The organism is Streptomyces zaomyceticus (assembly GCF_014656215.1).
In the GTDB taxonomy this organism is placed as follows: Bacteria; Actinomycetota; Actinomycetes; order Streptomycetales; family Streptomycetaceae; genus Streptomyces; species Streptomyces zaomyceticus.
Window position 1 is genome coordinate 340113 of record NZ_BNBZ01000004.1, and the last position, 21583, is coordinate 361695.

Annotated in this window: 18 protein-coding genes; 11 read left to right on the plus strand and 7 right to left on the minus strand. The window is 71.5% G+C overall.

Annotated features, from left to right (window positions below; genetic code table 11):
- Nucleotides 1-48: 48 nt before the first annotated feature.
- From IE311_RS08635 to IE311_RS08650, 4 genes are all read right to left on the minus strand, one after another.
- Nucleotides 49-3774: a laminin G domain-containing protein gene (locus IE311_RS08635; RefSeq protein ID WP_189830970.1), complete on the minus strand. Its 3726-nt coding sequence runs from the start codon at nucleotides 3772-3774 to the stop codon at nucleotides 49-51.
- 161 nt (nucleotides 3775-3935) lie between these two features.
- On the minus strand, nucleotides 3936-4841 hold the full coding sequence (locus IE311_RS08640) for an FG-GAP repeat domain-containing protein (protein ID WP_189830971.1): 906 nt from the start codon (nucleotides 4839-4841) through the stop codon (nucleotides 3936-3938).
- Nucleotides 4842-5055: 214 nt separating this feature from the next.
- On the minus strand, nucleotides 5056-5232 hold the full coding sequence (locus tag IE311_RS08645; protein WP_189830972.1) for a hypothetical protein: 177 nt from the start codon (nucleotides 5230-5232) through the stop codon (nucleotides 5056-5058).
- 164 nt (nucleotides 5233-5396) lie between these two features.
- Nucleotides 5397-5651, minus strand: a complete 255-nt coding sequence (locus IE311_RS08650; protein ID WP_189830973.1) for a hypothetical protein — start codon at nucleotides 5649-5651, stop codon at nucleotides 5397-5399.
- A gap of 249 nt (nucleotides 5652-5900) precedes the next feature.
- On the opposite strand from IE311_RS08650, the gene IE311_RS08655 reads away from it, so the two are divergent.
- A complete protein-coding gene (locus IE311_RS08655) occupies nucleotides 5901-6896 on the plus strand; it encodes a LuxR C-terminal-related transcriptional regulator (RefSeq protein WP_189830974.1) in 996 nt (331 codons plus the stop codon).
- A gap of 33 nt (nucleotides 6897-6929) precedes the next feature.
- On the opposite strand, the gene IE311_RS08660 is transcribed toward IE311_RS08655, so the two are convergent.
- On the minus strand, nucleotides 6930-7679 hold the full coding sequence (locus tag IE311_RS08660) for an LppU/SCO3897 family protein (protein WP_229901790.1): 750 nt from the start codon (nucleotides 7677-7679) through the stop codon (nucleotides 6930-6932).
- On the opposite strand from IE311_RS08660, the gene IE311_RS08665 reads away from it, so the two are divergent.
- From IE311_RS08665 to IE311_RS08710, 10 genes are all read left to right on the plus strand, one after another.
- Nucleotides 7678-8109, plus strand: a complete 432-nt coding sequence (locus IE311_RS08665; protein ID WP_189830975.1) for an amino acid kinase family protein — start codon at nucleotides 7678-7680, stop codon at nucleotides 8107-8109. The genes IE311_RS08660 and IE311_RS08665 overlap by 2 nt on opposite strands.
- Nucleotides 8110-8165: 56 nt before the next feature.
- Nucleotides 8166-8495, plus strand: coding sequence for a DUF6087 family protein (locus IE311_RS08670; protein WP_189830976.1), 330 nt, complete (start codon nucleotides 8166-8168; stop codon nucleotides 8493-8495).
- A gap of 424 nt (nucleotides 8496-8919) precedes the next feature.
- A complete protein-coding gene (locus tag IE311_RS08675; protein WP_189830977.1) occupies nucleotides 8920-10857 on the plus strand; it encodes an acyl-CoA dehydrogenase family protein in 1938 nt (645 codons plus the stop codon).
- 109 nt (nucleotides 10858-10966) lie between these two features.
- The gene (gene aroA, locus IE311_RS08680) at nucleotides 10967-12202 is read left to right on the plus strand and encodes a 3-phosphoshikimate 1-carboxyvinyltransferase (RefSeq protein WP_189830978.1); all 1236 of its coding nucleotides are present in this window, start codon (nucleotides 10967-10969) and stop codon (nucleotides 12200-12202) included.
- 48 nt (nucleotides 12203-12250) lie between these two features.
- Nucleotides 12251-13501: a 1-deoxy-D-xylulose-5-phosphate reductoisomerase gene (dxr, locus tag IE311_RS08685; RefSeq protein WP_189830979.1), complete on the plus strand. Its 1251-nt coding sequence runs from the start codon at nucleotides 12251-12253 to the stop codon at nucleotides 13499-13501.
- Nucleotides 13498-14805, plus strand: a complete 1308-nt coding sequence (locus IE311_RS08690; RefSeq protein ID WP_189830980.1) for a M50 family metallopeptidase — start codon at nucleotides 13498-13500, stop codon at nucleotides 14803-14805. Before dxr ends, IE311_RS08690 begins: the two co-directional genes overlap by 4 nt.
- Before the next feature lie 103 nt (nucleotides 14806-14908).
- Nucleotides 14909-16066, plus strand: a complete 1158-nt coding sequence (gene ispG / locus IE311_RS08695) for a flavodoxin-dependent (E)-4-hydroxy-3-methylbut-2-enyl-diphosphate synthase (RefSeq protein WP_189830981.1) — start codon at nucleotides 14909-14911, stop codon at nucleotides 16064-16066.
- 169 nt (nucleotides 16067-16235) lie between these two features.
- Nucleotides 16236-17081, plus strand: coding sequence for a GNAT family N-acetyltransferase (locus tag IE311_RS08700; RefSeq protein WP_189830982.1), 846 nt, complete (start codon nucleotides 16236-16238; stop codon nucleotides 17079-17081).
- A 28-nt stretch (nucleotides 17082-17109) separates the two neighbouring features.
- Nucleotides 17110-17655 carry a GNAT family N-acetyltransferase gene (locus IE311_RS08705; RefSeq protein WP_189830983.1) on the plus strand — a complete coding sequence of 182 codons (546 nt, stop codon included), beginning with the start codon at nucleotides 17110-17112 and terminating at the stop codon, nucleotides 17653-17655.
- Nucleotides 17656-17724: 69 nt separating this feature from the next.
- Nucleotides 17725-19425, plus strand: a complete 1701-nt coding sequence (locus tag IE311_RS08710) for a proline--tRNA ligase (RefSeq protein WP_189830984.1) — start codon at nucleotides 17725-17727, stop codon at nucleotides 19423-19425.
- Between the two features lie 244 nt (nucleotides 19426-19669).
- Here IE311_RS08710 and IE311_RS08715 read toward each other — a convergent pair whose 3' ends face one another.
- On the minus strand, nucleotides 19670-20620 hold the full coding sequence (locus IE311_RS08715) for a slipin family protein (RefSeq protein ID WP_189830985.1): 951 nt from the start codon (nucleotides 20618-20620) through the stop codon (nucleotides 19670-19672).
- 46 nt (nucleotides 20621-20666) lie between these two features.
- Entirely contained in the window at nucleotides 20667-21566 is a 900-nt protein-coding gene (locus IE311_RS08720; protein ID WP_189830986.1) for an aminoglycoside phosphotransferase family protein, read from the minus strand.
- Between the last annotated feature and the right edge of the window lie 17 nt (nucleotides 21567-21583).

Here is a 21583-nt window from a genome sequence, read left to right on the forward strand (position 1 = left end):
CCGCGGTGCGGGCAGCGGCAGTGCCGCTGCCCGCACGAGCGGACCGGGTCAGTCCCCCACGGTGGTGCTGATCTGGTCGGAGCCGGCCATGGCCCCGGCCCATACCCTGACTTCCGCGATCCTCGCGGGCAGGTAGTGCTTCCACTCGCCCGAGGTGAAGCCCTTGCCGACGGCGAAGTCACCCGAACCGAGCTTGGCCGTAAACAGCGTCTCGCCGTTCTCGTTGTGGCCCAGGTAGAGGCTGATCGTGCCCGACTGCGCGTCGTGGACACCGGTCAGACGGACCAGCCCGTTGAGCTTCGCCTCCTCGGTCGAGACGACCGAGGAGAACGTGCCGTCGGCGTTCAGCCGCCCGAAGTGCCACTTGCCGACCACCACGACGTCGACAGGGTTGAAGTCCCCGTCGTACACGGTGTCCTTGCCGACCATCTCGAACCAGAAGCCCCACGCCGAGCCGTCCTCCGTGCGCTGGCCCAGCACCTGGCCGACATAGGGGTTCTCCGGGCTGACGTCCTTGGTCGCCAGCTTGTCCTCGTCCAGCTCCACCTGCGTGGTGACGGTGAAGGAAGCCGTGTCGTCCAGGAGAGGGCCCGCGGCCGTCGCCGCGCCGTCGACGCCGTCGAGGACGATGTGGCCGTCCTGGAGCGTCGCACCGCCGGACAGGGTGAGCGGCCCGCCGTAGCCCGAGGTGGTGTCAGGGACCGTGGTCCCGGAAGCCGTGTCGGCGGACCAGTTCGCCACCAGCTCGGCGCCCGCGTAACCCTGGGAGATCAGGGCCTTCGCTTGCACCGTGACCTCCTCGTCGATCAGCGCGCGCTGCCAGGCGGACACCTCGTCGATGGAACCCTTGAAGGGTGCGGTACGAGTGCCGGCCCAGAGGTTGCGTCCGATGTTGAAGGGACCGGTGGCGGACCAGGAGCCGGAAACCGTCTTCGCGCCCTGCAGCTTGCCGTTGACGTAGAAGCGGATCTCCTTCGTCTCCGGGTCGTAGCTGCCCGCGAGGTGCGTCCACGCCCCCACGAGGGGAGCGGTCTGGCTGGTCACGTTGGCGTGCGTCACCGTGGAGGCGTCGTCCTCCTTGACGCCGAACGCCCAGCGGTCCCATTCCTTCGCGTACCAGAGCAGGAACGGACTGGACTTCGTGCCGTCCTGGGCGAGGACGGCGCCGTCCTGCGTCTTGGCGTCCAGCCGGACCCACGCCGCGACGGTGTACGGCAGCCCCGTGTTCAGCACGGGCGTGCTGGTCGCCGCGTAGGCCCCCGTGCCGTTCAGCAGCAGGCCCTTGTCGTTCACCGGGGTCGCCAGCGGCGCTCCCTGCGCGTCGTGCGTGACCAGCCCGAGGCGTCCACGGCCGTCCCGCACGGCGCCGCCGGCCAGGGTCGCGTCCTGGCGTATCCCGCCACCGCCGAACGCGGTGTCGACCGCCACGCCGCTGGCCTCGTCGAAGTGCCAGCGGGCGACCGGGTCCTCGCCGCGCGCCACCTTGAAGGCGAGCGTGCTCTGCGCGCCCGGCCTGCCGAGGCTGTCCACGGCCCGGACGTAGATCGTGTACTCGCCCGACTTCATGGGCCGGTAGCTGGCCGTGAAGAGGCAGGGGACACCCGGCTGGCACGTGGAGGTCCAGGTGGACGTCTGGCTGAGCCGGTACTGGAAGTTCGTGACGTTGTCGTCGACGGCCGCGGGCGCGAAGAGGAAGTTGGCCCTCACTCCGGGGCCGCCGGAATCCTTGCAGGGCGCATCGGGATCGGCGTTGGGGTCGTCATCGGCCAGGCACTCGGAGTACGGGGCGCGCAGCAGGACCTGCGGTGCCTTGGGAGCCGAGGAGTCGACCTTGAAGTAGCAGAAGCCCGACGTGCCGCCGGCCAGGTAGCTCGACCCCCCGTTGTAGAAGGAGTGCGTCCACGCCTGGTACCGGTACAGCTTTCCGTCGCTGAGCGCGGACCACTTGAGCGCGGCGAGCTTCCCGTCCCCGATGTAGGTGGTCGAGGGTGCCACGGAGCCGTTTCCGGCCGGGGTGTCGCTCCAGGTCCCGTCGGCGTTCTTGTGGTCCAGGTCGAAGTAGATCCGCAGCTGGGCCTCCTGCTCACCGCCGGCCTTCGTCTGTGCGACCGCGTTGAGCGTCGGATACGGGTCGGACACCACCGCCGGGTCGGCCTCCGACCGGTTGCAGACCGTGCCGGTGCCCGTCTTCAGGCCCACGCCGGTCGGCTTGTCGGGGAGACCGACGAAGTCCACCGCGAGAACGGCGTCGTTGCGGAACCGCTTCCAGGCCGTCGCGTCCGTCTCGTCCTGCGCCCTCAGCTGCAGGGTGAGCCGGGAGATGCTGCCCGCCGCGAAAGCCTTGACCGTCGGGGTCAGGTTCTCGTTGGGCTCCTCGGGGTTGTCGTGGAACTCGATGGGTGCGGTCGGTGAGTCGGGGTCGCAGAGGGAGCCCCGGCCCGCCGAGATGTGCCGGTCGACCATCCAGTCGATTTCCTTCGGCCGGGTGGACCAGCTGGTGGAGGAGGAGATGTTGTTCGTCCGGACCAGATCCACCCAGCGGGGGTCGCACTGGAAGGCCCACGGCTCCGTGACGCGGAAGGTCGCGTCCAGGACCTGCTTGCCCTTGAGCTTCTCGGGCGAGAACTCGAAGTACAGCCGCTGGACGTAGCCGGGGCCGCAGTAGTAGCCGTTCCATTCGCCGCACTTGCCGACGCCCTGGCCCCGGTCCTGGTCGCCGTTGCCCCAGCCGTACGACTCGTAGCCGTCCGAGCGCAGCAGGGTCCGCTCCGCCCCTCCCCAGGTCACCGTGGGGTCGATGTACAGGGGGAAGTGCTCCGCTTCCGTCCCGCGGAGCATGTCCGCGTCCGGTACGACGGTCAGCGCGTCGGAGGTGACCTCGACGTCCATCGCCGTCACCGTGTCGCCGGCCGACGGCTCACCGGCGTCGTCACCGGAGGCGTCACCGGAGGCGGGCTCCGGCGGCGACGACGGCTCCGACTCGGATCCGAGCATGGTCGCGACGCCGCTCACCGGGGCCTCGGGGCTCTGCGTGGGGTCGGGGCTCTGGGTGGGGTCGGCGGTACCTGCCGAGTCCCACATCTGGGCCGGCGGCGCCCGGAAGACCCGGTTGCCGTCCGCGTCCACCGCGGCGAGGTTGCCGGCCTGCCCCTTGACGATCTTCAGGCCTTCGGCCTTCAGGGAGTAGTCGATCTGCTGGAGCTTCGGATTGGCCGCGGCCTCGGGCGTCTTCACGACCAGGAGGTGGCGGAAGCCTTCGCTCGAAGCGATCACCCGAAGGTCGACGCCCTCCATGACCTCCCGGTAGATCGCGTTCGAGCCGTCGAGCTCGGGCACGGGGAGCCGCTCCGGCCAGCTGAGGGCGAGCGACCGGCCTTCCTTCTCGATCCTGACCAGCGGATCACCGGTCCCGCCGCCGGAGAACTCCATCGCCACGGCCGCCGCCTTCGGCGCGATCGATCCGTCGGCGCGCCGTTCCAGGGTCGCGTCGGGGGTCTGCCACCCGCCGCCGGGCTTGGCCGCGCGGACGGGAACGGCGGACTCCTCCAGCGTGAAGCTGTAGCCGTCCGGGTTCGCGTAGACGGTCGTGTGCTCGGTCCGGTCACCGGCCACCTCGACCCGGACGCCCGACTCCTTGGCGTCCGCCAGGGCCTGCTGCGCCTCCGTCGGTTGCGCCGCGTCCGCCGCCGTCGGCACGGCGGCCGACGCCACCGACGCGCCACTGCCCAGTGCCGGTACGGCCGACAGGACCATGACCGCGGCGACGCCCGCCATGACGTGGCGTCTTCCCTTGCCGGGCGCAGCGCCTGCGGCCCGTCTCCCTCTCACACTCATCCCCACCCCAAAGCAACTCGATCAAGTCATTCGAAACATGACGGACATTCCATGCCCGCGCGTCGTCGCGCGGCCCGTGACGCGGAGCGTCACCGCACGGGTCACCAGTCGGCGGTGCCGATCTGCTTCCGCGCCTCCAGGCCCGCCGTCCTGCCGGGGTAGAGGAACAACTTGTCGCTGGCCGTCTCCACGCCCACCAGGTCACCGTCGGCGCTTCCGACGAAGTCCCCGCCGGCCAGGTCGCGCATGCTGTTCCAGCCGCCGCTGCCGATCTCGGCCCGGACACCGAGACCGGTGCCGGCGCCCTTGTACCACCAGAGCTTGGACGTCGAGGTCTCCGCCGCGACGACATCGCTCCTGCCGTCGTCACCGAGGTCGACGGAGACCAGGTCGTGCATGCCGTTCCAGCCGCCGCTGCCGATCTCCACCCGGGTGCTGCCGCCGCCGATCGCACCGGCGCCGTTCCCTGGGTAGAGCCAGAGCTTTCCGGTGGAGTCCTCGACCGCGACGACGTCGGCCTTGCCGTCTCCGGTGAACTCACCGGCCACCAGGTCGTGCATGCCGTTCCAGGCGCCGGTGCCGATCTCGACCCGGGCCGTCAGCCCCTTGCCGACGCTCGGGTAGAGCCAGAGCTTTCCGGTCGCCTGCTCCACGGCGATCAGGTCCGACTTCGTGTCGCCGTTGAAGTCACCGCCCGCCAGGTCGTGCATGGCGTTCCAGCCGCCGGTGCCGATCTCCACCCGGCCGGCGCCCGCGTACATCCACAGCTTGCCGGTGGACCGTTCCACGGCCACCACGTCGTCGGCCCTGTCACCGTCGATGTCGGACACCACGATCTCGGCCATGCCCACGGTCGCCGCACTCGCGGCGGCCATCATGGCGTCGGGGCTCCCGGCGCCGGGCGCCGACACCGGCCGGGCCGCGCCTCCGGAGTCCACGCCGAGAGGCGTCGCCGTGTAGACGGCCGCCGCCGCGCCGCCGGCCAGGGCCGCCAGCAAAGCCCTCACGCCCAGTCGGCCGAATCCATATTTTCGAGTCACGCCACACCCCATGTATGACAAAGAGAAGTCTTGGACATTCGATATCTCCTGTTCGGGCAGCCGGAGTTCACGGCGGAACTTCGGGTCCGAGGGAAATCGGAGCGCCCCGGATACCCGCCGGCGGATCCGGGACGCCATTTCGCGCGCGGAGGCGGGAGGCCGCCGCGAGAGAGCGCGGGGGCTACTGCCAGGTCATGTTGTCGGTGCCCGCGGCAGGGGTCGGGTCCGCGAGCGGGGCCGCGGCGACGGCCGCGCCGGCTTCGGCCGGAGCGGCGGTGAGGGCGGTGGTGCCGACGACGGCGAAAGCGACGGCGGCGAAAGCGACGGCGACGGTCTCGGCGATACGGGTGCGCAGCATGGCGGGGTCCTTGTCCCTGAGTGAGCGGTACGTCTCCGGATCGCATCCCGCGGTGATGCCACATCCAGTGTGCCGACCGGCCCTTCCCGGCGACGGCCCCAGTCTTCTCCCAGCTCAGACCCAGGAGAAGGGCGTTCCTGTGGACGGAACGGGCCATGGACGGATCAGTCCAACCGGTCCGAACCGTCGTCGGCGAAGGCGTCGTAGACGGGGGCGAGAAGAGGCACGTATCCCTCGACGAGGGCCCACCCGGCCAGCTCGGGCCGCCCGTCCAGCATGCGTCGGCAGACGCTCAGCGCCGCCTCCTCCGCCTCTCCCAGCCGGTCGGCCAGTACGTAGACGCCCAGGACGACGCGGGTGTGCGCGGGGGTGTGGACGGTGACGTGCTCGACGTGGCCGGAGAGGTCCGCGTCACCCACCCAGGATCCGATCCCACCGGGAACCGGAAAGCCCGCGGGCCGCCGCATACGGACGTGAACCAGATACATGCTCCTCAGACTTCCAGGGTCCGGCCACGGCATGCGTACCGCTCTCGGGCCGGTTCGGGACAAGGCCGGAACCGTCCAGCGCCGCGTGCTCTCCCCACGTGCCTGATTGTCCCGTGCATGCACCTGCCATGATTGCCCGGCCAAAGGTCCTATTGCCAAATTCCGGGGGGGATGTCAGAGATGCTCGTCGAACTGGGTCTGAACGAGACGGCGGAGGCCGTGTACCGCGTCATGCTGGCCCATCCGCAGCACGGTGTGCACGCCATCGCGCAGAGCCTGAACCTGGAAGAGGAGCGGGTGCGCCGCGCCTTGGACACGCTGAGCGAGCTGACACTCGTCCGGGCGTCGTACGAATCCCAGGGCGGGCTGAGAGCCGTGCCGCCCGCCCTGGGCATGGAGGTCCTGATGGCACGCCAGCAGGCCGATCTCGCGGCACGCCAGCAGCGTCTGGAAGCCTCGCGCGAGGCGGCGGCCCGGCTGATCGCCGACTACGCGGCCCTCACCCCCGCGGCATCGGTACCCGGCGTCGAGCAGCTCATCGGGCTCGACCGGATCCGCGACCGCCTCGCCACCCTCACCCGCGAGGTGCGGGAGGAACTGCTCGGTCTGAACACCGACGGCGCCCAGACCGTCGAGGCCATGGAGGCGTCCCGCCCCTTGGACCAGGAACTCCTCGACCGGGGGGTGCGCATGCGCACCGTCTACCTCGACAGCGTGCGGAACGACGAACCGACGCTCGCCTACGCGGACTGGCTGACCACGCGGGGCGCCCAGGTGCGCACCGTGCCGATGCTGCCCACCCGGATGATCGTGGTCGACCGCAGGACCGCGGTCATCCCGCTCACGACCCGGGACACGGCGGCCGGAGCCGTGGTCCTGACGAGCGACGGCCTCGTCACCGCCCTCTGCGCGCTCTTCGAGACCATCTGGGCGGCGGCCCGGCCGCTCGGCAGCGGATCCGTGCCCGACGAGCACGGACTCACCGCCCAGCAGGGCGCGACGCTCCGACTGCTCGCCTCGGGCCACACGGACGAGGCCATAGCCAAGCGTCTGGGAGTCTCGTCCCGCACGGCCCGGCGCATCGCCACCGACCTCATGGACCGGCTCGGCGCCCGGAGCCGCTTCGAGGCGGGTGTCCGCGCGGTCCAGCAGGGCTGGCTCGCGCGGAGGGCCTGAGGCCCGCGGCCTTCCCTCGGCCACGCCCTCGCCTCAGCCGCGCGCGTACGAGCCCAGGCCGACCAGGCAGTAGACGTACTCGCTGATGGTGGTGCCGTTCATGGTGTAGCGGTCGGAGAAGGCGTACTGGGTCTTGGGGTTGGCGTTGCACTTGTTCATGTCGGAGGTGAAGGGGAAGGTCTGGATGACCTTGTAGTGGGCGTCCGAGGCCGAGCAGGAGACCTCCTCGACGCCGCTGACGGACTGGGCGGTCTCCGAGTCCGGGAGGGTGCCGTTGAGGCAGGTGCCCTTCTCGTAGGGGTCGGGCTCCTCCTCGGTGGGGGTGGCGGCGGGATCGCTGGGGAGGCCGAGGTCGAGGCTGGGGAAGGGCGAGACCGAGAAGGTCGGGATGGTCGGGCGGGAGTCGCTCGGCTCGTCCTTGTCGTTGCTGTTGAAGAGGTACGAGCCGCCGATGATCGCGCCGATGACGAGGAGCGGGACGAGGCAGCCAGCGACGCCGGACCTGCGCTGCCCGAGGGGCTGGGCGCCGCCCGCGACGGTGATGCGGAGGAGGACGGTCCCGCCGGCGAACTGGACCGGGACGAGGTCGCCGTGGCGGCAGGGCGGGACGTGGAGCTGGGTGGGGCCGCCGCCGGGCAGGTTGGACGGCAGGTTGACCGGGATGACGACGCCGGCGGCCGGCTCGTGACGACGATCGCGAACACCGGTCTCATCATCGCCGCGGACAAGACGGACGACGGCCGGGGCGCTGGGGCGCGTGGAGTGGGACCGGGCCTCGTTCATGGCCACCCGGTCCGGCGACGACTATCCGCCCGCGCTGGACGAGGTGTTCGCCCGAGCTCTTGAAGGGGACGGGGAGGCGGTCACCGTGTCGCCGTTCCCCGTCATGAACGTCATGCAGGCCTGGGAGGTGTGGTCGATGCTGTCGCTGACGGCCCCCGGTATCGAGCACCGCACCGGCGTCGGGGACGACGGCGGCCCTATGGCCTGGATGCTTCACGCCGACGGCTCGTGGGCCCGCGCACACACCTCCCGGGATAAGCGGATCACCACCGTGCACCAGGGCGGCCCGCGCCGCCTGTACGACCTGCTGGACGGGATCCGTTGGCGGTGGTTGGAGCACGGTGAGCTGCCGGTGTACGGGGCGCGGGTCACCGTCACCCCGGACGGCAGGACCACCCTGTCTCGCGGAGGGTGGACGGTAACCCTGTGAGCGGGGACGCCGGGGCGGCACACTGGGCCGGGAAACTGCGAGGAGGGAGCAGCAACATGGACGACGAGCCCCTGGGGGAGTGGGCGGAACGCCGCGAGCAGCGCCGTCCCGTACGAGGGGAGCGGCGGCACGTCCCGCTCGGAGATCAGGCCGGGCAGGGCGCTCACCGGGCTCCGGACGCCCCGCGTGGCCTCCAGGAGTGGGACGGGCACCAGTGGGTCCCGGTTGGTGTAGCCGAAGGCCTCACGGCCGCGGCCCAGGAGGCCGGCGAGCACACGACGGCTCAAGCCGGGAGGGTCCCGCTCCCGTCCTTCAGCAAGCTGCCCCCGCGTCCCGAGCCGTGGCGCCCCACGGAACCCTTCTGGAACCCGAGGCCCGGAGGCTGAGCTGCCTGCCGCACGACGTCCACCAGGCCGATCCCGGTCCTGGACGGGCCACTGCCCCGACGGCCAGGTGACTGGGCGCCGGGGTAGTGGCATGTCGACCGTCAGGAGCCCTTCCCAGGCAGCTCGCATCCCCGGGAGATACGCGTTCCCTCGGATGTTCCCGTGGGAACACGGAGGTAGGTCATGGGCCCCTAAGATTGCCCAAGACCGGCTGAACGGGGCTGACTTTCTCCGCTCCGGTGCTGGTCAGGGAAAGACCGCAGGTCAGCGGGGTCGAGGAGCGCCCACTGTGCGGGGGTTCGGGCCGCCTTTCGCGGTACAGCCGGCGCGCCGACGGGTCTTCCGCATGTCCCGCTGACGGGTCTCCCGCCTGTCCGTACCTCCCGAAATCGGGTACGACGGACAGTGAGACCAGGAGGTGTCCATGTCCGCGCCCACCCAGCGGCCCAAGGTCACCGCACACGAGGCCCGGCAGACCGCCGAGGCCGCCCGTGAGCGTGACTGGCACAAGCCCAGCTTCGCCAAGGAGCTCTTCCTCGGCCGGTTCCGGCTGGACCTCATCCATCCCCACCCGCTCCCCGCGGAGGAGGACGCCCGGCGCGGCGAGGCCTTCCTCGCGGCCCTCCGCGAGTTCTGCGAGACCCGGATCGACGGCGCCCGCATCGAACGCGAGGCCCGCATCCCCGACGAGACGCTCACCGGACTCAAGGAGCTCGGCGCGCTCGGCATGAAGATCGACCGCAAGTACGGCGGTCTCGGCCTCACCCAGCTGTACTACAACCGGGCCCTCGCCCTCGTCGGCTCCGCCAGCCCCGCCGTCGGCGCCCTGCTCTCCGCGCACCAGTCGATCGGCGTACCGCAGCCGCTGAAGATCTTCGGCACCCAGGAGCAGAAGGACGCCTTCCTGCCCCGGCTGGCCCGTACCGACATCTCCGCGTTCCTGCTCACCGAGCCCGACGTGGGCTCCGACCCGGCGCGCCTCGCCACCACCGCCGTACCGGACGGGGACTCGTACGTCCTCGACGGCGTGAAGCTCTGGACCACCAACGGCGTCGTCGCCGACCTCCTCGTCGTCATGGCCCGCGTCCCCGTCTCCGAAGGGCGTGCCGCCGAGGGCCACCGGGGCGGCATCACCGCCTTCGTCGTCGAGGCCGACTCGCCCGGCATCACCGTCGAGCACCGCAACGCCTTCATGGGCCTGCGCGGTCTGGAGAACGGCGTCACCCGCCTCCACTCCGTGCGGGTGCCCGCGGCGAACCGGATCGGCCCCGAGGGCGCCGGCCTGAAGATCGCCCTCACCACCCTCAACACCGGCCGTCTGTCGCTCCCCGCGGTGTGCGCGGGCGCGGGGAAGTGGTGCCTGAGGATCGCCCGTGAATGGGCGGGCGTCCGTGAGCAGTGGGGCGGGCCGGTCGGCCGGCACGAGGCCGTGGGCACCAAGATCTCCTTCATCGCTGCCACCGCCTTCGCGCTGGAGGCGGTCGTCGACCTCGCTTCCCAGATGGCCGACGAGGACCGCAACGACATCCGCATCGAGGCCGCCCTCGCCAAGCTGTACGGCTCCGAGATGGCCTGGCTCATCGCCGACGAACTCGTCCAGATCCGGGGCGGGCGGGGCTACGAGACCGCCGACTCGCTCGCGGCCCGCGGCGAACGCGCGGTCCCCGCCGAGCAGCTCCTCCGCGACCTCCGGATCAACCGGATCTTCGAGGGCTCGACCGAGATCATGCATCTGCTGATCGCCCGCGAGGCCGTCGACGCCCACCTCTCGGTCGCCGGGGACCTCATCGACCCCGGGAAGTCGCTCTCCGACAAGGCGAAGGCGGGCGTACGGGCCGGCGGCTTCTACGCCCGCTGGCTGCCGGGACTCGTGACGGGTCCTGGTCAACTTCCGCGTTCGTACGGCGAGTTCGGCGAGCTGGCGGTGCATCTGCGCTACATCGAACGGACCTCCCGCAAGCTCGCCCGCTCCACTTTCTACGCGATGTCCCGCTGGCAGGGCCGGATGGAGCTCAAGCAGGCCTTCCTCGGCCGGATCGTCGACATCGGCGCCGAGCTCTTCGCGATGAGCGCCGCCTGCGTCAGGGCCGAACTCCTCCGCACCACCGGCGACCACGGCCGTGAGGCGTACCAGCTCGCGGACGCCTTCTGCCACCAGGCCCGGCTGCGGATCGAGGAACTGTTCGGACGCCTCTGGTCCAACACCGACGACCTCGACCGGCGGGTGGTCGACGGGGTCCTCGCCGGCCGGTACACCTGGCTGGAGCAGGGCATCGTCGACCCGGGCGACGACGGCCCCTGGATCGCGGACGCCACCCCCGGTCCCTCGACCGAGGAGAACGTCCACCGCCGCGTCCCCTGACGGACCGACGCGGGCGTACGCGTGGACCCGGACGCCCCGGGCGCGGACGGGGCGTTCCGCCATGCGGAACGCCGGCCGCCCGGACGCCGAAGCCCGGCACCATGGACCCGTGACCGTCATCGACATCCCCGGCTCCAAGTCCGTCACCGCCCGCGCGCTCTTCCTCGCCGCGGCGGCCGAGGGCACCACCTCCCTCCTCAGGCCCCTCGCCTCCGACGACACCGAGGGCTTCGCGGAGGGCCTCACCGCCCTCGGATACGCCGTCCGCCGCGAGCCCGACGCCTGGCACATCGAGGGCCGCCCCGCGGGCCCCGGCGCGGACACCGCCGAGGTCTACTGCCGCGACGGCGCCACCACCGCCCGCTTCCTGCCCACCCTCGCCGCCGCGGGCCACGGCACCTACCGCTTCGACGCCTCCGCGCAGATGCGCCGGCGCCCCCTCGCCCCGCTGACGGAGGCCCTGCGCACCCTCGGCGTCGACCTGCGGCACGGCGAGCGGGAGGGCCACCACCCCCTCGCCGTCCACGCGCACGGGGTGAAGGGCGGCGCGCTCACCCTCGACGCCGGGCAGTCCTCCCAGTACCTGACGGCCCTGCTCATGCTGGGCCCGCTCACCGCCGAGGGCCTCGACATCACCGTCACCGACCTCGTCTCGGAGCCGTACGTCGAGATCACCCTGGCGATGATGCGGAGCTTCGGCGCCGAGATCCGCCAGGAGGGGCGCACCTACCGGGTCGCCCCCACCGGCTACCGGGCCCGTACGTACGGCATCGAGCCCGACGCCTCCACCGCCAGCTACTTCTTCGCGGCCGCCGCCCTCGAACCGGGCCGTTCGGTGACCGTCCCCGGTCTCGGCACCGGCGCCCTCCAGGGCGACCTCGGCTTCGTCGACGTGCTGCGCCGCATGGGCGCCGACGTCGAGATCACCGACACGGGCACCACCGTCCGCTCCACCGGCACCTTGCGCGGTCTCACGGTCAATATGCGGGACATCTCGGACACGATGCCGACCCTCGCCGCGATCGCGCCCTTCGCCGACGGGCCGGTCCGCATCGAGGACGTCGCCAACACCCGGGTCAAGGAGTGCGACCGCCTCGACGCCTGCGCCGAGAACCTGCGCCGCCTCGGCATCACCGTCCGTACCGGCCCCGACTGGATCGAGATCCACCCGGGCACGCCCACCGGGCCCGCAGAGATCGCCACCCACGGCGACCACCGGATCGTCATGTCCTTCGCCGTCACCGGTCTGCGCACCCCCGGCATCACGTTCGACGACCCGGGCTGTGTGAAGAAGACCTTCCCCGACTTCCACCGGGTCTTCGACACGTTCGTCCGCACCCCCTGAAGCCCGCCCCCGTGAAGACCGCGCGGCGTTTGCGGCAAGAATGGGGGCATGAGCGACCGCCCCTCTCCTCTCGCCGATCCCCATATCGCCTTCGACGTCTCCGAAGGACGCCGGGACATCGTCGTCCTCGGCTCGACCGGGTCCATCGGCACCCAGGCCATCGACCTGGTGCTGCGCAACCCCGACCGCTTCCGGGTCACCGCCCTGGCCGCCTCGGGCGGCCGGGTCGCGCTGCTCGCCGAGCAGGCGCACCGGCTGAAGGTCGCCGCGGTCGCCGTGGCCCGCGAGGAGGTGCTGCCGGAGCTGCGTGACGCGCTGAAGTCGCTGTACGGCTCCGAGCCGCTGCCCGAGCTCCTCGCCGGCCCCGGCGCGGCCACCCAGCTGGCCGCCTCGCCGTGCCACACCGTCCTCAACGGCATCACCGGCTCCATCGGCCTCGCGCCGACCCTGGCCGCCCTCGAAGCGGGCCGGACCCTCGCCCTCGCCAACAAGGAGTCGCTGATCGTCGGCGGCCCCCTGGTGAAGGCGCTCGCGAAGCCGGGGCAGATCATCCCGGTCGACTCGGAGCACGCGGCCCTCTTCCAGGCGCTCGCCGCGGGCACCCGCGCCGATGTCCGCAAGCTGGTCGTCACCGCCTCGGGCGGCCCCTTCCGCGGCCGTACCCGCGCGCAGCTCGCCGACGTCACCCGCGAGGACGCGCTCGCCCATCCCACCTGGGCGATGGGACCGGTGATCACGGTGAACAGCGCCACCCTGGTCAACAAGGGCCTGGAGGTCATCGAGGCGCACCTCCTCTACGACATCCCCTTCGACCGCATCGAGGTCGTCGTCCACCCGCAGTCGTACGTCCACTCGATGGTCGAGTTCACGGACGGTTCGACGCTCGCCCAGGCCACCCCGCCCGACATGGGCGGCCCGATCGCCATCGGCATCGGCTGGCCCGAGCGGGTCCCGGACGCGGCCCCCGCCTTCGACTGGACCAAGGCCTCCACCTGGGAGTTCTTCCCGCTCGACACCGAGGCGTTCCCGTCGGTCGGCCTGGCCCGGCACGTCGGCGAGCTGGGCGGCACGGCCCCCGCCGTCTTCAACGCGGCCAACGAGGAGTGCGTCGAGGCGTTTCTCGCCGGACGGCTGCCGTTCAACGGAATCATGGATACGGTCACAGCGGTCGTCGCGGAGCACGGCGTTCCCGGTACGGGAACCTCCCTCACCGCGCCGGACGTCCTCGAAGCGGAGACCTGGGCGCGCGCCCGGGCCCGAGAGCTCGCAGCGAAGGCAACAGCGGAGGCCCGCGCATGACCGAAATGCTCCTGTACATCCTGGGCCTCGTGCTGTTCGCCTTCGGCCTCCTCGTCTCCATCGCCTGGCACGAGCTGGGCCACCTCTCCACGGCCAAGCTCTTCGGCATCCGCGTGCCGCAGTACATGGTCGGCTTCGGCCCCACGATCTGGTCGAAGAAGCGCGGCGAGACCGAGTACGGCATCAAGGCCATCCCCGCCGGCGGCTACATCCGCATGATCGGGATGTTCCCGCCGGGCGAGGACGGCAAGATCGAGGCCCGTTCCACCTCGCCCTGGCGCTCGATGATCGAGGACGCCCGGGAGGCCTCGTACGAGGAGCTCAAGCCCGGCGACGAGACCCGGCTCTTCTACACGCGCAAGCCGTGGAAGCGCGTGATCGTGATGTTCGCCGGGCCGTTCATGAACCTGGTCCTGGCGGTGGCGCTGTTCTTCGGCTCGATGATGACACTGGGCATCGAGGGCCAGACGACGCAGGTCGCGGGCGTCCAGAAGTGCGTGATCGAGCAGGACGAGAAGCGCGACAAGTGCGCCGCGGACGACCCTGTCTCCCCGGCCTTCAAGGCCGGTCTGAAGGACGGCGACAGGATCGTCGCCTTCAACGGCGCGCCGGTGGGCGACTGGGACACCCTCTCCGACCGCATCCGCGACACCATCGGCCCCGCGACGGTCACCGTCGAGCGGGCCGGGCAGCGCGTCGAGCTGCACCCCACCCTGGTCGCCAACAAGGTGCTGGCGAAGGACGAGGACGGCAAGGTCGTCCAGCCGGTCCGGTACGTCGACGCCGGCTACCTCGGCTTCGCCTCCAAGACCGAGGTCGCGCCCCTCACCTTCGTCGAGACCAGCGACCGCATGGGCGACCTCCTGGAGAACGGCGTCCACTCGGTCATCGCCCTCCCCGGCAAGATCCCCGGCCTGTGGGACGCCACCTTCGGCGACGGCGAGCGCGCCGACGACTCGCCGGTCGGCGTCGTCGGCGCCGCCCGCATCACCGGTGAACTGATGACCGTCGAGGCCCCGCCGTCGACGATCCTCGTGATGTTCATGAACCTGCTCGTCGGGTTCAACGTGTCGCTGTTCCTGTTCAACATGCTCCCGCTGCTGCCGCTCGACGGCGGTCACATCGCGGGTGCCCTGTGGGAGTCCGTACGCCGTCACACGGCCCGGATCTTCAAGCGCCCCGACCCGGGCCCCTTCGACGTGGCGAAGCTGATGCCCGCCGCGTACGTCGTGGCCGGAATCTTCGTCTGTTTCACGCTGCTCGTCCTCGCCGCCGACCTCGTCAATCCGGTGAAGATCACGTAGCCCGCAGGGGGGCCGGACCCTGGCGTGTCCGGCCCTCCGCCCCCGGGGCGGTAACCTCGGAGACCTGAGCCCGCCGACGCACAACCTTGAGGTTGCACAAAAGATGACCGCGATTTCTCTCGGTATCCCGACCGTCCCGACCCGGCTCGCCGAGCGGCGCAAGAGCCGGCAGATCCAGGTCGGCACCGTGGCCGTCGGCGGTGACGCACCCGTCTCCGTGCAGTCGATGACCACCACCCGCACGTCCGACATCGGCGCCACCCTGCAGCAGATCGCCGAGCTGACGGCCTCCGGCTGCCAGATCGTCCGCGTGGCCTGTCCCACCCAGGACGACGCCGACGCCCTCGCGGTCATCGCACGGAAGTCGCAGATCCCGGTGATCGCCGACATCCACTTCCAGCCGAAGTACGTCTTCGCCGCGATCGACGCCGGCTGCGCCGCCGTCCGCGTCAACCCGGGCAACATCAAGCAGTTCGACGACAAGGTCAAGGAGATCGCCAAGGCGGCCTCCGACGCCGGGACCCCGATCCGCATCGGCGTCAACGCAGGCTCGCTCGACGCCCGTCTGCTGAAGAAGTACGGCAAGGCCACCCCCGAGGCGCTCGTCGAGTCCGCCCTCTGGGAGGCCGGCCTCTTCGAGGAGCACGGCTTCCGCGACATCAAGATCTCGGTCAAGCACAACGACCCGGTCGTCATGGTCGAGGCCTACCGCCAGCTCGCCGCCCAGTGCGACTACCCGCTGCACCTCGGCGTCACCGAGGCCGGCCCCGCCTTCCAGGGCACCATCAAGTCGGCCGTCGCCTTCGGCGCGCTGCTCGCCCAGGGCATCGGCGACACCATCCGCGTCTCCCTCTCCGCGCCGCCGGCCGAGGAGATCAAGGTCGGCATCCAGATCCTGGAGTCGCTGAACCTGCGCCAGCGCCGCCTGGAGATCGTCTCCTGCCCGTCCTGCGGCCGCGCCCAGGTCGACGTCTACAAGCTCGCGGAGGAGGTCACCGCCGGCCTCGACGGCATGACCGTCCCGCTGCGCGTGGCCGTCATGGGCTGTGTCGTCAACGGCCCCGGCGAGGCCCGCGAGGCCGACCTCGGCGTCGCCTCCGGCAACGGCAAGGGCCAGATCTTCGTGAAGGGCGAGGTCATCAAGACCGTCCCCGAGTCGAAGATCGTCGAGACCCTCATCGAAGAGGCGCTGAAGATCGCCGAGCAGATGGAGAAGGACGGCGTCGCCAGCGGCGAACCGTCCGTCGCCGTCGCCGGCTGAGCCCCGCACACCGACGCCGAAGCCCCTCCGCCCACCGGGCGGAGGGGCTTCGCGCGCTCGGCGGGGTCCCCCCTCCGCCCCGGTGCCCCGGAGGTGAACCGAGCCCAAAAGAGAAGGGCGGGGGTAAAGTGCGGAGACCACGTAGAACCGTACGGTGAGGCCCCCCTTCGTGCTGACACAACCCGCCACCCGGGTCCTCGAACCCGCCGACCTCGGCGCCGCACTCGCCGTCCTGGAGAGCGCCCCCGTCGAGAACGCCTTCGTGACCGCCCGCGTCCAGGTCGCAGGACTCGACCCCTGGCGCCTCGGCGGCGAGATGTGGGGCTGGTACAGCGAGGGCCGGCTCCGCTCCCTCTGCTACTCCGGCGCCAACCTCGTCCCCCTCTGCGCGACGCCCGAGGCCGTCCGCGCCTTCGCCGACCGGGCCCGCAGAACCGGCCGCCGCTGCTCCTCGATCGTCGGCCCCGCCGAGCCCACCACCGAGCTGTGGCGGCTCCTGGAGCCCAGCTGGGGCCCCGCGCGCGACGTCCGCGCCCGCCAGCCGCTGATGGTCGCCGAGGGACCCTCCACCACCGTCGTGCCCGACCCTCTGGTGCGCCGCGTCCGCAAGGACGAGATGGACGTCATCATGCCCGCCTGCGTGGCCATGTTCACCGAGGAGGTCGGCGTCTCCCCGCTCGCCAACGACGGCGGACTGCTCTACCAGGCCCGGGTCGCCGAGCTCGTCGGCGCCGGCCGCTCCTTCGCCCGCATCGAGGACGGCAAGGTCGTCTTCAAGGCCGAGATCGGCGCCGCCACCCGCCAGGCCTGCCAGATCCAGGGCGTCTGGGTCGCCCCCGAGCACCGCGGCAAGGGCCTCTCCGAGACGGGCATGGCCGCCGTCCTCCAGTACGCCCTGGCCGACATCGCACCCGTGGTGAGCCTGTACGTGAACGACTACAACACCCCGGCGAGGGCCTCGTACCGCCGCGTCGGCTTCCAGGAGACCGGTGCCTTCATGAGCGTGCTGTTCTGAGGCACCGGCCGCTTGTAGGGTGCGCCGCATGGATGACGCAGAAGTCATGATCGGACCGGTCAATCTCGCCGCCCGGGTGGACGAGGCACTCGCCGTGCAGGCGCTCGCCTTCGGCCTCGACGACGACGAGATCGCCGTACGCCGCCACATCGTGCTGCGCCACCTGCTGAGCCCCGGCGCCCGCGCCTACGGGGCCACCACCGCCGAGGGAAAGCTCGTCGGATTCGTGTACGGGATGCCCAACGACCGCACCCACTGGTGGTCCACCGTGGTCGAGTCGTACCTGCGGGCCACCGGTACCGCCGACTGGCTCCAGGACTCGTTCGTCATCACCGAACTCCACGTCCACCCGGCCCACCAGGGCCGCGGCGTGGGCCGCGAGCTGATCACCACCATCACCGACGGGGCCGCCGAGCCGCGCTCGATCCTCTCCGCGATCGACACCGAGAGCCCGGCCCGCGGCCTCTACCGCTCCCTCGGCTACGAGGACCTCGCCCGCCAGGTGCACTTCCCGAGCGCCGCCCGCCCGTACGCCGTGATGGGCGCGCCCCTCCCGCTCAAGCGCCGGAACTGATTTCTCCGACCCGGGGAGGCCCGGCTAATCTCGGGGCCATCATCCTTACCCGGCAGGAGTACGAGAACCATGGCCAACGCACCGGTCCAGCGCATGTCCCAGTTGATGGCGAAGACGCTGCGCGACGACCCGGCCGACGCCGAGGTCCTCAGCCACAAGCTCCTCGTCCGCGCCGGTTACGTGCGTCGCACCGCCGCCGGCATCTGGAGCTGGCTGCCGCTCGGCAAGAAGGTCCTCTCCAACATCGAGCGCATCGTCCGCGAGGAGATGGACGCCATCGGCGCGCAGGAGGTCACCCTCCCCGCGCTGCTGCCGCGCGAGCCCTACGAGGCGACCGGCCGCTGGGACGAGTACGGCGCCGAGCTCTTCCGCCTCCAGGACCGCAAGGGCGGGGACTACCTCCTCGGCCCGACGCACGAGGAGATCTTCACCCTCCTCGTGAAGGACCAGTGCTCGTCCTACAAGGACCTGCCGGTCATCCTCTACCAGATCCAGAACAAGTTCCGTGACGAGGCCCGCCCCCGCGCCGGCATCCTGCGCGGCCGTGAGTTCCTCATGAAGGACTCCTACTCCTTCGACACGGAGGACGAGGGCCTCGCCAAGTCCTACGCCCTGCACCGCCAGGCCTACCAGCGCGTCTTCGAGCGCCTCGGCCTCGACTACCGCATCGTCGCCGCCACCGCCGGCGCCATGGGCGGCTCGAAGTCCGAGGAGTTCCTCGCCCCGGCCGAGGCCGGCGAGGACACCTTCGCCGACTGCCCGAACTGCGACTTCGCGGCGAACACCGAGGCGATCTCCTACGAGCTGCAGACGGTCGACGGCTCCGCCGTCCCGGCCGCCGAGGAGATCCCCACCCCCGACACCCCGACCATCGAGACCCTGGCCGCCTCCCTCGGCGTCCCGGCCTCCGCCACGCTGAAGAACCTCCTGGTGAAGGTCGACGGCGAGATCGTCGCCGTCGGCGTCCCCGGCGACCGCGAGGTCGACCTGGGCAAGGTCGAGGAGCACTTCGCCCCTGCGACCGTCGAGATGGTCACCGAGACCGACTTCGCCGAGCGCGCGGACCTCGTCCGCGGCTACGTCGGTCCGCAGGGCCTGGAGAAGGTCACGTACATCGCCGACCCGCGCGTGGCGCCGGGCACCGCGTGGATCACGGGCGCCAACAAGGACGGGATGCACGCGAAGAACGTCGTCGCGGGCCGTGACTTCGAGGTCTCCGAGTACGTCGACGTCGTGGTCGTCCAGGAGGGTGACCCGTGCCCCAAGTGCGGCACCGGCCTGAAGCTGGACCGCGCCATCGAGATCGGCCACATCTTCCAGCTGGGCCGTAAGTACGCCGACGCCCTCAAGCTCGACGTCCTCGGCCAGAACGGCAAGCCCGTCCGCGTGACCATGGGGTCGTACGGCATCGGCGTCTCGCGCGCCGTCGCCGCGCTCGCCGAGCAGACCGCCGACGAGAAGGGCCTGTGCTGGCCCGCCGAGGTCGCCCCGGCCGACGTCCACGTCGTCGCCGCCGGCAAGGCCCTCCAGACCGAGCTGGCCCTGGAGGTCTCCGACAAGCTGGCCGCCGCCGGCCTGCGCGTCCTGGTCGACGACCGCGCGGGCGTCTCCCCGGGCGTGAAGTTCACCGACGCGGAGCTCATGGGCGTCCCGAAGATCCTGGTGGCGGGCCGCCGCTCGGGCGAGGGCGTCGTGGAGCTGAAGGACCGCCGGACGGGCGAGCGCGAGGAACTGACCGTCGACGAGGCGATCGCCCGCCTCACCGCCTGACGCCGGACACCCGCGGCGGGAGCGGGCGCGACCCCTCGCTCCCGCCGCGTACGGCCCTGACGGTCCACTCCGCGCGGGCGTCACCCACCACCCGGGCGGCACCGCCGTCCCGTGTCCGTGGGGTCCCGCGCCCGCCGTGTGCGGGCCGAGACGCGTCCGGCTCCCGCGCCGCCGCCCGGCGCAGGGCCTCGTCCGGCTTCGCCCCTGCCCCGGCGCAACCGTCGCCCACAGCGTGGGACGGGGTTCAGGCCCCGTCCTCCGTCGGGACGGGTTCCACCGACGCTCCCGTCAGGTCCCCCACCGGCTCCACCCGCGCCGCCGCGTCGGCCGCACCCCTCAGGTACGCCTCGCTGAACGGCCGTGTCACGGCAGCCGCCTCGCTCGCGCCGGCCGCGGTCCCGGCCGCGGTTCCGGTGGCAGCGGCACCCACAGGCCCCGCCGTCGAGCGTTCCAGGAAGCGCAGCAGCTCCACCGGGAACGGCAGCACCAGCGTCGAGTTCTTCTCCGCGGCGACCGCCACCACCGTCTGCAGCAGCCTCAGCTGCAGCGCCGCCGGCTGGTCGGACATCACCTCCGCCGCCTCCGCCAGCTTCTTCGAGGCCTGGAGTTCCGCGTCCGCGTTGATGACCCGGGCCCGGCGTTCCCGGTCCGCCTCCGCCTGCCGCGCCATCGAGCGCTTCATCGTCTCGGGCAGCGAGACGTCCTTGATCTCGACGCGGTCGATGGCGACGCCCCAGCCCATCGCCGGGCTGTCGAGCATCAGTTCGAGCCCCTGGTTGAGCTTCTCGCGGTTGGAGAGCAGATCGTCGAGGTCGCTCTTGCCGATGATCGACCGCAGCGAGGTCTGCGCCATCTGGGAGACCGCGAACTTGTAGTCCTCGACCCGTATCAGCGCGTCGGCCGCGTCGACCACCTTGAAGTACACGACCGCGTCGACCCGTACCGTCACGTTGTCCCGGGTGATGCCCTCCTGCGCGGGCACGGGCATGGTGACGATCTGCATGTTGACCTTGTGCAGGCGGTCGACGAGCGGAACGATCATCGTGAATCCGGGCGACCGCACGTCGTCGCGCAGCCGCCCGAAGCGGAAGACGACGCCTCGCTCGTACTGCTTTACGACGCGCGCCGCCGCACCCGCGTACACGGCGGCCGCCGCGGCCGCGCCGGCCACGGCCACCAGCAGTTCTTCGATCATCGCGGCCCCCTGGACTTGAGCCGAACGGTACAAAGAGGGTATTCCCCTACAGCCAGCTCGCGAACTCCAGAAGCAGCTCGGCGTCCTGCCGGCGCCCCGCGGTCAGCGCCCGCGTCCCCGATTCGACCGCCCGGAACAGGGTCCAGCCGCGCAGCCGCTCCCGGTCGAGGTCCAGGGAGTCCGCCAGCTTGTTGACCCGCCGACGGGCCGCCGAGGCGCCCGAGGAGGCGGCCACCAGGTCCTCGACCCGGTCGCGCACCAGCCGCGCCAGGTCGTACGCCCGCTCACCCACCAGCGGCTCCGGGCCGACGGCCAGCCAGGGCGTCCGGTCCCCGGCGAGCACCTTGCCCTGCCGGAAGTTCCCGTGCAGCAGCAGGGTCTCGGCGGAGGCGGCCACGAGCTCCTCGCGGGCGGCGAGCGCCGCCGCCGTGAGCTCGGAGGTCCCCGCCCCGGACAGGTGGGGGGCCATCGCCGCCGCCTGCCGGGCGGTCCGCTCGGCCACCGTCTCGAAGCCGTGCTCCGGCGCGGGCTCGACCCACAGTTTGCGTACGGTTCCCGCCGCCTCCAGGAGCGCCTTCGCCTCCGGAAGGGAGCGGAGCGACACCTCGGGGTGCAGCCGTTCGAGGACGAGCGCGCCCTCTTCCGCGACGTCGAGGAGCTGGACCGCGCCCCAGCCGTTCCAGTGCGCGAGCGCCTCCCGTTCCCGGTCCGGCCGGGCGAACGGGGGAGCGATCTTGAGCGCGGCGGGGGAGCCGTCGGGCCGCCGGACGAGCACCACCAGGCTGCTCCGTCCGCCGGGTGCCATCACCCGTTCGGTCTCCAGGGACGCGTGGTCCAGCACCCGGCCGGCGAGCTCGGGCAGCTTCCCGAGCCACTCGGCCGCGACGGCTTCCCCGTACGTCTCACCGAGCGTCCTGACCAGTCGCTGCGGCGGTTCGAAACCCATGCGTACGTTGTTCCTTC